At 74.1% G+C, this 14,573-nt stretch carries 13 protein-coding genes; 8 read left to right on the top strand and 5 right to left on the bottom strand.

Features of this window, described 5'->3' with window-relative positions; translation table 11 throughout:
• Positions 1-16 precede the first annotated feature (16 nt).
• Complete coding sequence (locus KLI87_RS38415) at positions 17-1,633, top strand: ABC-F family ATP-binding cassette domain-containing protein (protein ID WP_214620934.1); 1,617 nt, start codon at positions 17-19, stop codon at positions 1,631-1,633.
• A 10-nt stretch (positions 1,634-1,643) separates the two neighbouring features.
• Here KLI87_RS38415 and KLI87_RS38410 read toward each other — a convergent pair whose 3' ends face one another.
• The 5 genes from KLI87_RS38410 to KLI87_RS38390 all read right to left on the bottom strand — a co-directional run bounded on the left by KLI87_RS38410 (position 1,644) and on the right by KLI87_RS38390 (position 7,302).
• Positions 1,644-2,978, bottom strand: a complete 1,335-nt coding sequence (locus tag KLI87_RS38410; RefSeq protein WP_214620933.1) for an extracellular solute-binding protein — start codon at positions 2,976-2,978, stop codon at positions 1,644-1,646.
• A 56-nt stretch (positions 2,979-3,034) separates the two neighbouring features.
• The gene (locus KLI87_RS38405; RefSeq protein WP_156221788.1) at positions 3,035-4,843 is read right to left on the bottom strand and encodes a vWA domain-containing protein; all 1,809 of its coding nucleotides are present in this window, start codon (positions 4,841-4,843) and stop codon (positions 3,035-3,037) included.
• A 139-nt stretch (positions 4,844-4,982) separates the two neighbouring features.
• Positions 4,983-5,822: an ABC transporter permease gene (locus KLI87_RS38400; protein WP_156221790.1), complete on the bottom strand. Its 840-nt coding sequence runs from the start codon at positions 5,820-5,822 to the stop codon at positions 4,983-4,985.
• Positions 5,819-6,787 (bottom strand): ABC transporter ATP-binding protein, encoded by a 969-nt coding sequence (locus tag KLI87_RS38395; protein ID WP_214620932.1) that lies wholly within the window; start codon positions 6,785-6,787, stop codon positions 5,819-5,821. Before KLI87_RS38395 ends, KLI87_RS38400 begins: the two co-directional genes overlap by 4 nt.
• A complete protein-coding gene (locus tag KLI87_RS38390; RefSeq protein ID WP_156221792.1) occupies positions 6,784-7,302 on the bottom strand; it encodes a MarR family winged helix-turn-helix transcriptional regulator in 519 nt (172 codons plus the stop codon). The genes KLI87_RS38395 and KLI87_RS38390 overlap by 4 nt, the downstream gene beginning before the upstream one ends.
• A 164-nt stretch (positions 7,303-7,466) precedes the next feature.
• Between KLI87_RS38390 and argC the strand changes: the two genes are divergently transcribed.
• Genes argC through KLI87_RS38355 form a run of 7 tightly spaced genes read left to right on the top strand, consistent with a single transcriptional unit; the run spans position 7,467 to position 14,491 of the window.
• Positions 7,467-8,495, top strand: coding sequence for an N-acetyl-gamma-glutamyl-phosphate reductase (gene argC / locus KLI87_RS38385; protein WP_214620931.1), 1,029 nt, complete (start codon positions 7,467-7,469; stop codon positions 8,493-8,495).
• The gene (gene argJ, locus KLI87_RS38380; RefSeq protein WP_214620930.1) at positions 8,492-9,649 is read left to right on the top strand and encodes a bifunctional glutamate N-acetyltransferase/amino-acid acetyltransferase ArgJ; all 1,158 of its coding nucleotides are present in this window, start codon (positions 8,492-8,494) and stop codon (positions 9,647-9,649) included. Before argC ends, argJ begins: the two co-directional genes overlap by 4 nt.
• Positions 9,646-10,569 (top strand): acetylglutamate kinase, encoded by a 924-nt coding sequence (gene argB / locus KLI87_RS38375; RefSeq protein WP_156221798.1) that lies wholly within the window; start codon positions 9,646-9,648, stop codon positions 10,567-10,569. Before argJ ends, argB begins: the two co-directional genes overlap by 4 nt.
• Positions 10,566-11,792 carry an acetylornithine transaminase gene (locus KLI87_RS38370; protein WP_156221800.1) on the top strand — a complete coding sequence of 409 codons (1,227 nt, stop codon included), beginning with the start codon at positions 10,566-10,568 and terminating at the stop codon, positions 11,790-11,792. Before argB ends, KLI87_RS38370 begins: the two co-directional genes overlap by 4 nt.
• A 2-nt stretch (positions 11,793-11,794) precedes the next feature.
• Complete coding sequence (argF, locus tag KLI87_RS38365) at positions 11,795-12,709, top strand: ornithine carbamoyltransferase (protein WP_214620929.1); 915 nt, start codon at positions 11,795-11,797, stop codon at positions 12,707-12,709.
• Positions 12,688-13,239 (top strand): arginine repressor, encoded by a 552-nt coding sequence (locus KLI87_RS38360; RefSeq protein ID WP_156221804.1) that lies wholly within the window; start codon positions 12,688-12,690, stop codon positions 13,237-13,239. The genes argF and KLI87_RS38360 overlap by 22 nt, the downstream gene beginning before the upstream one ends.
• A 49-nt stretch (positions 13,240-13,288) precedes the next feature.
• Positions 13,289-14,491: an argininosuccinate synthase gene (locus KLI87_RS38355; protein ID WP_214620928.1), complete on the top strand. Its 1,203-nt coding sequence runs from the start codon at positions 13,289-13,291 to the stop codon at positions 14,489-14,491.
• Positions 14,492-14,573 lie beyond the last annotated feature (82 nt).

Below are 14,573 nucleotides of genomic sequence, written 5' to 3'. Positions count from 1 at the left end.
TCATGGAGGCCCCCTCATGTCATTCGCCATCGTGTGCTCCGGCGTGTCGTTCGCCTGGCCCGACGGCACGCGAGTCCTGAACGGCCTGGACGTCGCGTTCGGCGCCACCCGCACCGGGCTGATCGGCGTCAACGGCTCCGGCAAGTCCACGCTGCTGAGGCTGATCGCGGGAGAGCTGGCCCCCGCCGCGGGAAAGATCAACGTGGCGGGGGAGGTCGGCTACCTGCCGCAGTCCCTCCCGCTCGACGGCGCCGGCACCGTCTCGGACCTGCTCGGCATCAGCGCCGCGCGGGCGGCGCTGCACGCCATCGAGCGCGGTGAGGCCACCGAGGAGAACTTCGCCGCCGTCGGCGACGACTGGGACGTCGAGGAGCGCGCCCGCGCCGAACTCGACCGGCTCGGTCTCGGCGAGGTGGGGCTGGACCGCACCGTCCCGACGCTGTCGGGCGGCGAGGCCGTCATGGTCGCGCTCGCGGCGCTGTTCCTGGCCCGCCCCGACGTCCTGCTGCTGGACGAGCCGACCAACAACCTCGACCTGGACGCGCGCCGCCGCCTGTACGAGGCGGTCGAGTCCTGGACGGGCGTGCTCGTCGTCGTCAGCCACGACCGGGAGCTGCTCGACCGGGTGCAGGAGATCACCGACCTGCGCGAGGGCGCCGTCCGGACGTTCGGCGGCAACCTCACGGCCTACGAGGAGCTGCTCGCGGTCGAGCGGGAGGCCGCCGAGCGCACCGTCCGGGCGGCCGAGACCGACATGCGCCGCCAGAAGCGCGAGCTGGAGGAGGCGCACGTCAAGCTGGCGCGGCGGCTGCGCTACGGCAAGAAGATGCAGGAGACCAAGCGCGAACCCAAGATCGTGATGGGCGAGCGCAAGCGGCAGGCGCAGGTCGCGGCGGGCAAGCACCGCATCATGCACGAGGAGCGGCTCGCCGGGGCCCGCGACCGGCTCACCGAGGCCGAGGAGGCGGTGCGCGGGGACGCCGAGATCCGGGTGACGCTGCCCGCGACCGAGGTGCCCGCCGGGCGGACGGTCGCGACCGTGACCGGGCTCGCGCCGCCCGAGCCGGAGACCGGGTCGCTGGAGGAGCTGATCGTCCGGGGCCCGGAGCGGATCGCGCTGGTCGGCCCGAACGGGTCGGGCAAGACGACGTTCCTGCGGGCCCTGACCGGCGAGTCCGTCCCGGAGGGGGTGGAGGTACGGCTCGGCGTGGAGGGCGTCCGCTATCTGCCGCAGCGGCTCGACGTCCTCGACCCGGACCTCAGCGTCATCGACAACGTCCGCGCGGTCGCGCCGTCGGTGCCGGTGAACCAGGTCAGGGCCGGGCTGGCGCGGTTCCTGTTCCGGGGCGCGCGGGCCGAGCAGCCGGCGGGGACGCTGTCGGGCGGCGAGCGGTTCCGCGCCGTGCTGGCCTCGCTGCTGCTCGCCGAGCCCGCGCCGCGGCTCCTGCTGCTGGACGAGCCGACCAACAACCTCGACATGGCGAGCGTCCGGCAGCTCGGCCAGGCCCTGTCGGGGTACCGGGGCGCGCTGCTGGTGGTCAGCCACGACCTGCCGTTCCTGCGGACGATCGGGATCACCCGCTGGCTGGCGATGGACCGCCGCGCCGGCCTGTCGGAGGTGGACCCGATGTGATCGCGGCGGGTCAGCGCACGCGTCCGCGCGCCGCCCGCCCCAGGGCCTCTTCGAGGTCGTCGAGGAACTGCCCGTCGCCGCCCTGCGCCGAGCAGTCCGCCGTCCCGGTCATGCACCGCAGCCGGTCGCGGAGCCGGTCGCGGAGGACACGGCTGACCTCGGGGTAGTAGACCGAGGAGGGCCGCGGGCGCGCGGAGGCCACGGCCCGGCGGATCACGGGCGCCTCGGCGTGCAGGACGACCTCCTCGTTCGGGGCCCCCTGGGACCCGCAGGCCCGGGGGCCCTGGTAGGCGTCCTCGCGCACGGGCGCCCACCCGCCGCAGGCGAACAGCCGCCGCTGCCGCTCCCGGTCGGTGAGGTACTCGACCAGCTCGCGCGCCGCGCGGGCCCGTTCGCCGGTGAGCGAGGCGGCCAGGGCGAGGCTCTGGCCGCCCAGCACCCGCTCGCCCGGGTAGGGGACGGCGTCGAGGTGCTTCGCGGCCTCGCTCCCGCTGTTGAGGAGCAGGGTGTAGAACGCGGGCCAGTCGCGCAGGAAGGCCACCTCGCCGTTCTTGAAGGCCGTGACGCCCGCCGTCTCGTCGGCCTCCAGCGACGCCGGGGAGATCACCGGGCGCTCTCCCCGCATGGCGTTGGCGAGGTCGCGCAGCGCGGCGCGGACCGCCGCGCGGTCCATCGCGACCTTCCCGTCCTCGCCGACGGTGATGTCCCCGCCCTGGTCGCGGACCAGTTCGAGCATGTCGACGGTGAAGCCCTCGTAGCGGTCGAGCTGGAGCATGAGCCCGGCCTTGAGGCGGGTGCCGGGGCCCATGACCGCGCGCGCCTGCTCCCTGAGCTCCGCCTGGGTGGCCGGGACGCGGCGGACGAGGTCGGTGCGGTAGATCAGCAGGGGCGCGTCGGTGTTCAGCGGCACCGTCCACAGCCTGCCGCGGTAGCGTCCGGTGCGCAGCAGGTCCGGGATGATCGGCCGCAGGCCCGCCTGCGGGAGGTCGTCGAGCGGCCGGATGTAGCCGGCCCTCGCGAACTCCGGGGTCCAGGGCGTGTCGAGGATGTAGACGTCGCCGTCGCAGCCGCCCGAGCGCGCGGTCGACACCAGCTCGCTGTGCTCCATGTCGCTGTTCAGCGGCAGGTGGCGGAACCGCGCCCGGAGCCCGCGCCGGCCGGCCCACTCGCCGACGAGCGCCTGCCGCACGCCGATCGGGTCCTTGCCGCCGACCACGACGAGCGGGGCGCCCGGCGCGCAGCCCGCCCCGGACGGCCCGGACGCCACCCTCGGGTACGCGACCAGGGCGACCAGGGCCGCCAGCGCTCCGGCGACGGCGCTGACCTGCACGGCGGAGGGGTTCACCTGCTTCGGCTCCGTTTCTGTGCGAGGGTCCGGCGGCTGGGGCGGGCGGAGGGCGGCTAGGACGAGCCGAAGAGCGCGTCGAACAGCGGGTCGCCGTCCGCGTTCGCGGGGAGGCAGTGGAACCGCTGCTCCGCCCGCCGCAGATCGGCCAGCTCCTTCGGGCATCCCGCCCCGGTGAGCGCGAGGACGTAGACGTCCGGGGCGTCCGCGCCCTTCAGCGCGTCCTGGAGTTCCGCGCGGGTGGCGCGGTCGCCGTGGCCGGGGTCGTCGTCGACGCCGTCGGTGAGCACGACCAGCGCCTGGCGGCCGTCCCGGTGCCCCCTGGCGCGCCGGTCGGCGGCCTCCCCGGCCGCGTGCCGCGCCGCGCCCGCGATCGCGTGGTAAAGCGGCGTCGTCTCGGCGTCCGCCTCGTGCGCCTGCGCCAGCCACCGCTCGATCCGCGTCTTGGCGGGATCGTTCGCGGGCGCCATGGGGACGAGCCGGCGCGGTTCGCGGCCCCCCGGGCCGTCGGGGAACCGCCACAGGCCCACCCGGTCGTTCGGGCCGAGCCAGCCGAGCGTGCGGTAGACGGTGTTCCGGGCGTCCGTCAGCAGCGTCCCGCCGTTCACGGGCGTGTTCATCGTCCGGGAGAGGTCGAGCATGAAGCCCACCGAGCGCGGCTTCCACGCGTTGGTCATCAGGGCGCGGGCGTTCCTCAGGTCGTCCAGCCCGAACCGGGGGCGGGCGGCGGGCGCCGCGCCCCGGGGCAGCGAGCGCGCCAGCCAGTCCCCGAACCGCTCGGCGAAGGTGATCCCGTCCGGGTCGCCGTCCTGCCAGCGGACCTGGACCACCGGCCGGTCGACCGCCATCGCCCCGCCCTCGGGCTGCACGGTCACCAGCTGCCGGGCCTCCGCGCCGGGGGCGTCGCAGCGGGTGCCGGGCCGGTCCCCCTTGACGGTGTCCAGCGGCACGATCGCGGCGGTGGCCGGGCCGCCGTCGCGCGCCGTCCGCAGCCGGCAGAGCACCTCGCCGGGGTCGTCCGCCGCCGCCCCGCCGGCCTCGACCTGCCCGGCGAGGACCCTGCGCCGCTGCTGGAAGGCGTCGGAGGTGTCGCCGGACAGGAGGGCGGCGAGGCCGACCAGCCCGGTCTCGGTCGTCTGCGGGCTGGGCATGAGCAACCGGGTGCCGCGGACCTTCTCCGCGAGCCGCCTCCAGGTCAGGGACTCCGAGCCGGTGAGGCCCAGCTCGCCCGCGTCCGGCTCGGACAGCACGAGCACCAGCGGCGACGCCGGCCCGGCGTACCGCCCGCCCCAGGTCAGCCGGGCCTCCGGGGCGAGGTTCCGCACGACCTCCTCGACCGAGGCGCTGGTCGCCGGGAGCCAGACGTCGGGGCGCGGCAGCTCGGTGAGGATGCCCATGTCCTTGAAGACGCCGCCGAGGACGTTGCCGGGCGGCGGCGCCTCGAACACGGTCACGCGGACGGCCAGGCAGCCGTCCGCGTCGCTCTCGGCCTGGACGAACCTGGCGGCCTCGGCCTGGGCCAGGGCCATGTTCTCCGGCGCGGCCATGACGCGCACGTCGGGCGGCGGCTCGCAGCCCTCGGCCCCGAAGGACCGGGCCTGCAGGACGACGATCCACCCGGCGGCGACGACGGCCGCCCCGCCCAGCGCGGCGCCCCCGCATTTGACGACGGTCCACGACATGCGCTTCTTGAGGTGGCCGAGCCGGTCGGTGTCCTCCAGCCACCACGCCACGACGTAGACCAGGCAGAAGACTCCGGCGAGGTAGAACGGGAAGCGCCTCGGCTGGTCGGCGGCGGCCAGCCCGCCCGCGACGGGCGCGGCGACGCCGAGCAACTGGACCCAGTTCCTGAGCGGGTTCGCCATTCGCGCCTCCGGCCCGGTGCGGTCCCGGGGCCTGGTCGCCGGTCGGAGTGGGGAGACGACCACTCTCCGCTTCCTGGTGTGACGACCTGGCGGGCACCGGGGTTCCGTGCCCGGCCCCGCGGGGCCGGGCCGGATCCGGTCAGGTCAGGACGCGCTTGGTGAAGGTGCGGGTCGCCGCCCAGGACAGGACGACGGTCCCGCCGACGATGGCCAGCAGGAACGCCCAGACCGGCATGTGGTCGATGCCGGGGGTCAGCGCGGTGCGCAGGCCCTCGCTGACGTACACCAGCGGGTTCACGAGGCTGAGGATCTGGAGCCAGCGGATGTCCGCCAGCGCCGACCACGGATAGTACACGCAGCCGAGCATGGTCATCGGGAGCAGGACGAGCGCGAACAGCATCTGGACCTTCTGCGGGTTCAGCAGCGTGCCGAGCAGCAGCCCGCCGGCGGCCGACAGCAGCGACCCGGCCACCATCACGACGATCAGCACCGGCCAGTTCCCGACGTGGACGCTCGGGGCCTGCCCGTCGGCGTGGATGAACAGCACCGCGGGGAAGACCAGCAGGCCGCCGATCAGGCCCTGCAGCGCCGCCGCGATGATCTTCTGGACGGCCAGCAGCGGCACCGGCACCGGCGCCAGCGCCCGGTCGGTGATCGACTTCTGCCAGTTCAGCTCCATCATCAGCGGGAAGATCACCGCCATCATCGCCTGCATGATGATGGACGAGCCGACGAGGCCGGGCAGCAGGATCGTGGAGAACGTCGGCCCGCCGGGCCCGCCCGCCATCGCGCCGCCGCCGAGCTTGGGCAGCACGTAGGCGAACACGAACACGAACATCACCGGCTGCACCAGCACCCGCAGGAACGTCGACAGGAAGTTCTTGCGCATCACCCGCGCCTCGCGCGCCATCATCGCGGCGAAGGTGCGCGGGACCGTCGCCCTGGCGGGGGGCGGCGGGGGGAGGACCTGGGAGCTCATTCTCGGTAGTCCCTTCCGGTGATGGTGAGGAAGACGGTCTCCAGGCTGGGGCGGAGCTGGGTCGCGTCGGTGACGCCGACGCCCGCCGCGGCGCCGACCGCGACGAGTTCGCCGAGGATGCCCTCGGCCTCGGCGGCGAACACCCGCACCTGGCCGTCGTGAATCTCGACCTTGCTGATGCCGTCCCGGTCGGCGAGCGCCTTGATCTCGCGCGGGGGCGGCGCGTCGTAGGTGACGGTGATGACGGTGTCGGCGCCGGCGGCGCCCTTCAGCTCGTCCACCGTGCCGCTGGCGAGGATTTTGCCGTGGTCGACGACGGCGACCTTCTCGCAGAGCGCCTCGGCCTCCTCCATGTAGTGGGTGGTGAGCACGATCGTCTGGCCGCTCTCCTGGAGGCCGCGCAGCACCTCCCACAGGTTGGTGCGGGTCTGCGGGTCGAGGCCGGCGGTCGGCTCGTCCAGGAACAGCACCTCGGGGCCGTGCATGAGGGCGCGGCAGATCATGAAGCGCTTGGCCTGCCCGCCCGAGATCTCGAACGGGTTGCCGCCGCGCTGCTCGGTGAGCCCGAACAGCTCCATCAGCTCGTCGGCGCGGCGGCGGGCGTCGCGGGCGCCCAGCCCGAAGAACCGGCCGCGGAACTCCAGGTTCTCGCCCGCGGTCAGGTCGGAGTCGAGCGTGTTGTTCTGCGAGACGACGCCGATGCGCCGCTTGATCTCGACGGGCTGCCTGACCACGTCGAGCCCGCAGACCCGCGCGCTGCCGCCGGTCGGGACGACCAGCGTGGTGAGCATGCCGATCGTGGTGGACTTGCCGGCCCCGTTCGGGCCGAGCAGCCCGAAGAACTCGCCCTTCGGGACGTCCAGGTCGATGCCGCGGACGGCGTGCACCGCCGGCCGGGGGCCGGCGGCGGGATAGGTCTTCTTCAGGTCCGTCGTGCTCACGGCGGACTCGGGGGGTGCGCTCACGCGCCGTCTCCCTTCGGTTCCGGCGGATCCTCGGGGATCGCCTCCGGATATTCCTCGAAGCGTTCGATCAGGTTGACCAGGAACCGCCGGACGGCGGGCGCGTCGCCCTCGTCGACGACGTCGTAGAGGTGCCACAGGTCGCGGCCGATGGGCATGCCCTTCTCGGAGAGCAGCCGCCGTCCCTCGTCGGTGATGTAGACGAGCACGGCGCGCCGGTCCGTCTCCGAGCGGCGCCGTTCCACATGTCCGTTGCGTTCCAGGGTGTCGACGACCGAGGTCGCCGACGCGGGGGTGATGAGCAGCCGCTTGGCGATCTCCCCGGCCCGCAGCCCGTCCTCGGCGAGGAGCATGCGCAGGGTGAAGAACCCGACCGGGCTGACGCCGTGCCGCTCGATGATCCGCGACACGACCGGGCCCGACATGCGGGACGCGAGGGCGAACAGGCGGCCGACGGGCCACTGCTCGATCGGCCCGAGGCCCGTGAGGTCCCCGAAACCGAGCTTGCGGGTGTCCATGCCCAGGATTATTAGGGTCCTGATGTTTAGGCGTCAAATCATTAGGTGTCTAAGTACTTGGTGTGTCCCTCGTCTCAGACGGCTCGGACCGGCGGTCACGGCATTGAATAGACATCCACCCTCATGCATACTCTTGCTCATTGCTTCGGAAGGGCGAGTGCGACATGGGAATCCGGACGGCGGTGGCCGGCGCCAGCGGGTACGCGGGCGGCGAGGTGCTGCGCCTCCTGGCGGGACATCCAGAGTTCGAGATCGGCGCGCTGACGGCGGGCTCCAACGCGGGCACCGAGCTGGGCGCGCACCAGCCCCACCTGCGATCCCTGGCCGGGCGCGTCCTGGCCGAGACCACCCCGGACGTCCTCGCCGGGCACGACGTCGTGTTCCTGGCCCTGCCGCACGGGCGGTCGGGGCCGCTGGCCGCCGAGCTGGGCGACGACGTCCTGGTCGTCGACTGCGGCGCCGACCACCGCCTCGCCGACCCCGCCGCCTGGGAGCGCTTCTACGGAACGGTCCACGCCGGCACCTGGCCCTACGGCCTCCCCGAGCTGCCCGGCCAGCGCGCGCGGCTGCGCGGCGCCCGGCGGATCGCGGTCCCCGGCTGCTACCCGACGGCAGTCGACCTCGCGCTGTTCCCCGCGTTCGCCGCCGGTCTCGCCGAGCCCGACGTCGTCGTGGTCGCCGCGTCCGGCACCTCGGGCGCCGGGCGGGCGCTCAAGCCGCACCTGCTCGGCAGCGAGGTCATGGGCTCGGTCGGCGCCTACGCCGCCGGCGGCGCGCACCGCCACACGCCCGAGATGGTCCAGGGCCTCAGCGCCGTCGCGGGGGAGCCGGTCACGGTCTCCTTCACCCCGACGCTCGCGCCGATGAGCCGGGGCATCCTCGCGACCTGCACCGCCAAGGCCCGCCCCGGCGTCACCGCCGCGACGCTCCGCGCCGCCTACGAGGCCGCCTACGCGGGGGAGCCGTTCCTCGGCCTGCTGCCGGAGGGGCGCTGGCCCGCCACGTCCATGACGCTGGGCGCCAACACCGCGCTCGTCCAGGTCGCCCTGGACGAGGACGCCGGACGCGTCGTCGCCGTCGCCGCCATCGACAACCTGACCAAGGGGACGGGGGGCGCCGCCGTGCAGAGCGCCAACCTCGCCCTCGGCCTTCCGGAAGAACTCGGGCTGACCACGATCGGAGTGTCCCCTTGAGCGTCACCGCCCCCCAGGGTTTCCGCGCCGCAGGCGTCGTCGCGGGGCTGAAGGCCAACGGCGGCCGCGACGTCGCCCTCGTCGTCAACGACGGGCCGTCGCGCGCGGCGGCCGGCGTCTTCACCCGCAACCGGGTCAGGGCCGCTCCCGTCGAGTGGACCGAGCAGGTGCTCAAGGGCGGCCGCCTCCGCGCCGTCGTGCTGAACTCCGGCGGCGCCAACGCCTGCACGGGCGCGCCCGGCTTCCAGGACACCCACGCCACCGCCGAGGCCGTCGCCGAGGCGCTGGAGGACTCGGCCGGCGAGGTCGCCGTCTGCTCCACCGGGCTGATCGGCGTGCGCCTCCCGATGGAGGTCCTGCTGCCCGGCGTCGGCAAGGCCGCCGCCGAGCTGTCGCGCGGGGACGGCGGGCTCGCCGCCGCCGACGCGATCCGCACCACCGACACCGTCGCCAAGATCGCCTTCCGGCAGGGCGAGGGCGGCTACCGGATCGGCGCGATGGCCAAGGGCGCGGGCATGCTCGCCCCGTCGCTGGCCACGATGCTGTGCGTCATCACCACCGACGCCGACCTGCCCGCCGAGGCGCTGGACCGGGCGCTGCGCGCCGCGACCGCCGTCACCCTCGACCGGCTCGACACCGACGGCTGCATGTCCACCAACGACACCGTCCTGCTGCTGGCCTCCGGCGCCGCCGGGGTCGTCCCCGGCGAGGAGGAGTTCACCGCGCTGGTCACCGACGTGTGCGCCGACCTCACCCGGCAGCTCCTCGTGGACGCCGAGGGCGCGAGCAAGGCCATCGCGATCGAGGTCGTCGGCGCCGCGTCCGAGGACGACGCGGTCACCGTCGGCCGCTCGATCGCCCGCAACGACCTGCTCAAGTGCGCCATCCACGGCGAGGACCCGAACTGGGGCCGGGTCCTGTCGGCCGTCGGGACCACCGACGCGGTCTTCGAGCCCGACCGGATCAACGTCGCGATCAACGGCGTGTGGGTGTGCCGGAACGGCTCGTCCGGCGACGACCGCGACCGGGTCGACCTGCGCCCCCGGGACGTGACGATCACCGTCGACCTCTCGGCGGGCTCGGCCAGCGCGACCATCTGGACGACCGACCTCACGGCCGAGTACGTCCACGAGAACTCGGCGTACTCGACATGAGCGACGTGGCCACCGAGACGCGGACCGGCCCGCGCGGCGAGCCGCAGCGCCGCGCGGAGACCCTGATCAGGGCGCTGCCGTGGCTGGAGCGCTTCCACGGCGCGACGATCGTGATCAAGTACGGCGGGCACGCGATGTCCGACGAGGCGCTGCGGCACTCCTTCGCCGAGGACGTGGTGTTCCTGCGCTACGCGGGCCTGCGGCCGGTCGTCGTGCACGGCGGCGGCCCGCAGATCGACTCCGCGCTCGCCCGCAACGGCATCGACTCCACCTTCACCGCCGGGCTGCGGGTCACGACGCCGGAGGCCATGGAGGTCGTCCGGATGGTGCTGACCGGGCAGGTGCAGCGCGACGTCGTCGGGCTGATCAACCGGCACGGCCCGTTCGCGCTCGGCATGTCCGGCGAGGACGCCAACCTGTTCACCGCCGAGCGCAAGCGCGCGCTCGTCGACGGCGAGCCCGTCGACATCGGCCAGGTCGGCGAGATCGTCGAGGTGCAGGTCGGGGCGCTGCGGGCGCTGCTGGACGACGGCCGGATCCCGGTCATCTCCAGCATCGCGCGCGGCGACGACGGCGAGGTGTTCAACGTCAACGCCGACACCGCCGCCGCGGCCGTCGCGGTCGCGCTGGACGCCGCCAAGCTGGTCGTCCTCACCGACGTCGAGGGCCTGTACGCCGACTGGCCGAACAGCGACGACGTGATCGACAGCCTCACCACCGACGAGCTGGCGGCGCTGCTGCCCGGCCTGTCGGCGGGGATGGTGCCGAAGATGGAGGCCTGCCTGACCGCCGTGCGCGGCGGTGTCCCGCGGGCCCACGTGCTGGACGGCCGCGTCCCGCACGCGCTGCTGCTGGAGATCTTCACCGACGAAGGGATCGGCACGATGGTGCTGCCCGCCCCCCAGGGGATGGCGTCATGACCGCGAACGACGACCTCAGGGCGCGGTACGAGGCCGCGTTCATGCCGAACTACGGCGTCCCGCCGCTGGCGCTCGCGCGCGGCGAGGGCGCCCGGGTCTTCGACGTCGACGGCCGCGCGTACCTCGACCTGATCGCCGGCATCGCGGTCAGCTCCCTCGGACACGCCCACCCGGCGCTGGTCGAGGCGGTGTCCACGCAGGTCGCGACGCTGGCGCACACCTCCAACCTGTTCCTGCACGAGCCCGAGGTGCTGCTCGCCGAGCGGCTGCGTGGCCTGCTGGACGGCGACGGCCGCGTGTTCCTCACCAGCAGCGGCACCGAGGCCAACGAGTGCGCGCTCAAGCTCGCGATCAAGTACGGGCGGGCGCACGGGCGGGCGCGGTTCGTCGCGACCGAGAACGGGTTCCACGGCCGCACCATGGGCGCGCTGTCGCTGACCGGGAAGGCGTCGATCCGCGAGCCGTTCGGGCCGTTCGCGCTGGACGTCACCTTCGTCCCCTACGGGGACGCGGCCGCGCTCAAGGACGCCGTCGGCGAGGACTGCGCCGCGGTCTTCCTCGAACCCACGCAGGGCGAGGCCGGGGTCGTCCCCCCGCCGGAGGGCTACCTCGCCGCCGCCCGCGAGATCTGCGACGCCACCGGCGCGCTGCTGGTCGCCGACGAGATCCAGGCGGCGATCGGACGCACCGGGGCCTGGTTCGCCTTCCAGGCCGAGAACGCCAGGCCCGACATCCTGACGCTGGCCAAGGGCCTCGGCGGCGGCCTGCCGATCGGCGCGTGCGTCGGGTTCGGCGAGCACGGCGACCTGTTCGCCAAGGGCGACCACGGCAGCACGTTCGGCGGCAACCCGGTCGGCGCCGCCGCCGCCCTCGCCGTCCTCGACACGATCGAGAAGGACGGCCTGCTCGCCAACGCCGCCGCCGTGGGCGAGGTCCTCGGCGCCGGGCTCGCCGCCGTCGACCACCCGCTGCTCGCGGGCGTCCGGGGCCGCGGGCTGTGGCTCGCGACCGTCCTCACCGGGCCGCACGCCGCCGCCGTGGAGGCCGCCGCCCGCGACGCCGGATTCCTGATCAACGCGCTCCAGCCCGACGCGCTGCGGATCGCGCCGCCGCTCGTCCTCACCGCCGCGCAGGCGGAGTCGTTCGTCGCCGCGTTCCCCTCGATCCTCGCCGCGGCGTCCGCCGCCACCGGCACCGCGACTCCTCCCGCGAAGGAGAGCTGACCATGACCAGGCACTTCCTCCGCGACGACGACCTCGCCCCCGCCGAGCAGGCCGAGGTGCTCGACCTCGCCGCCCGGGCCAAGGCCGACCGGTTCGCGCTCCGGCCGCTGGAGGGCCCGAGGACGGTCGCCGTGCTGTTCGACAAGCCCTCCACCCGCACCCGCATCTCCTTCGCCACCGGCGTCGCCGAACTCGGCGGGCACGCCCTGGTCATGGACGCCGGATCCAGCCAGCTCGGCCGCGGCGAGCCCATCGCCGACACCGCGCGCGTCCTGGAACGGCAGGTCAGCGCCATCGTCTGGCGGACGTCCGGGCAGGAGCGCATCGAGGAGATGGCCGCGGGCACGACGGTCCCGGTCGTCAACGCCCTCACCGACGCCTTCCACCCCTGCCAGATCCTCGCCGACCTCCAGACCGTCCAGGAGGCCAAGGGCTCCCTCGCGGGCGCCACCCTCGCCTACTTCGGCGACGGCGCCAACAACATGGCCCACTCCTACCTGCTCGGCTGCGCCACCGCCGGGATGCACGTCCGGATCGGCGCCCCCGCCTCCCTGCCCCCGGACGCGGGCATCGTCGCCCGCGCCACCGAGATCGCCGCCGCGACCGGCGGCTCGGTCACCGTGACCGACGACGCCAAGCGCGCCGCCGCCGGAGCCGACGTCCTCGCCACCGACACCTGGGTGTCGATGGGGCAGGAGGGCAAGGACACCTCCCTCTACGACCCCTACACCGTGGACGAGGAGCTCCTCGCCCTCGCCGACCCCACCGCGATCGTCCTGCACTGCCTGCCCGCCTACCGGGGCAAGGAGATCGCCGCGTCCGTCCTGGACGGCCCCCGCAGCCGCGTCTGGGACGAGGCGGAGAACCGGCTGCACGCCCAGAAGGCCCTGCTGGCATGGCTGCTGGAGCGCACGTGACGACCCCGCTGACCAAGGCCGCCCGGCACGCCCGGGTGATCGAGCTGCTGACCCGGCACCCCGTCCACTCCCAGGGCGAGCTGGCGAAGCTGCTCGTCGACGAGGGCGTGGAGGTCACCCAGGCCACGCTCTCGCGCGACCTCGTGGAGATCGGCGCCGTCAAGCTCCGCGCCGACGACGGCACGCTGATCTACGCCGTCCCCGGCGAGGGCGGCGAGCGCATCCGCCGCGCCCGCACCGGCGCCGCCGAGACCTTCACCGGCCGGCTCGGCCGGATCGCGGCGGAGCTGCTGGTGTCGGCCGAGGCGTCCGCCAACCTCGTCATCGTGCGGACCCCGCCCGGGGCCGCGCAGTACCTCGCCTCGGCGATCGACCACGCCGAATGGCCCACGATCCTCGGCACCGTCGCCGGCGACGACTCGATCCTCGTCATCGCCCGCGACCCGCTGGGCGGCGAGCAGGTCGCCGAGTCGCTGCTCAAGCTGGCGGGCGGCCGCGAACGACGAAGTCAGGGGCCGACGGCCCCCTGACCCCGCCCTTCCACCATCGGACACCCTTTTCTCACAGGAGATGACGACCATGAGCGAGCGCGTCGTACTCGCGTACTCCGGGGGCCTGGACACCTCCGTGGCCATCCCGTTCCTCGCCGAGCAGACCGGCGGCGAGATCATCGCGGTGGCGGTCGACGTCGGCCAGGGCGGCGAGGACCTCGACGCCATCCGCGACCGGGCCCTGGCCTGCGGCGCCGCGGAGGCCGTCGTCGTCGACGCCAAGGAGGAGTTCGCCGCGGACTTCTGCGTCCCCGCGCTCCAGGCGAACGCCCTCTACATGGACCGCTACCCGCTGCTGTCCTCGCTGTCCCGGCCGCTGATCGTCAAGCACCTCGTCTCGGCGGCCGAGGAGTTCGGCGGGACGTCGGTCTCGCACGGCTGCACCGGCAAGGGCAACGACCAGGTCCGCTTCGAGGCCGGCCTGTCCGCCCTCAACCCCGACCTGAAGGTCATCGCGCCCGCCCGCGACTTCGCCTGGACGCGCGACAAGGCCATCGCGTTCGCCGAGGAGAAGGGCCTGCCGATCGACGTGTCGGCCAAGTCGCCCTACTCCATCGACCAGAACCTGTGGGGGCGCGCCGTCGAGACCGGGTTCCTGGAGGACATCTGGAACGGCCCCATCGAGGACGTCTACGACTACACCGCCGACCCCGCGCAGCCGCGCGAGGCCGACGAGGTCGCCATCACCTTCGCCGCCGGCGTCCCGGTCGCGCTGGACGGCCGCCCGCTCACCCCGTACCAGGTCATCGACGAGCTGAACCGGCGCGCTGGCGCCCAGGGCGTCGGCCGCATCGACATGGTCGAGGACCGGCTCGTCGGCATCAAGAGCCGCGAGGTGTACGAGGCGCCCGCCGCGATCGCGCTGATCGCCGCGCACATGGAGCTGGAGAACGTCACCGTCGAGCGCGACCTCGCCCGCTTCAAGCGGTCCGTCGACCAGCGGTGGGGCGAGCTCGTCTACGACGGCCTCTGGTTCTCGCCGCTCAAGGACGCCCTCGACGCGTTCATCGCCGACGCGCAGAAGCATGTGTCCGGCGAGGTCCGGATGACCCTGCACGGCGGCCGCGCCGTCGTCACCGGGCGCCGCAGCGACGCGTCCCTGTACAGCTACGACCTCGCCACCTACGACACCGGCGACACCTTCGACCAGAGCCTCGCCAAGGGCTTCGTCGAGCTGTGGAGCCTGCCCAGCAAGATCGCCGCCAAGCGCGACCGGGACCAGGCCGGCTGACCGCCGCCCGGCTCCGGCCGGGGGGGGGGGGGGGGGGGGGGGGGGGGGCGGGGGGGCCCCCCCCCCCCCCAGGCGGGACCAC

This window comes from Actinomadura sp. NEAU-AAG7 (assembly GCF_018603865.1).
In the GTDB taxonomy this organism is placed as follows: Bacteria; Actinomycetota; Actinomycetes; order Streptosporangiales; family Streptosporangiaceae; genus Spirillospora; species Spirillospora litoris.
The sequence above is the reverse complement of the archived record's forward strand: the minus strand, read 5'-3'. Positions and strand labels throughout refer to the sequence as shown.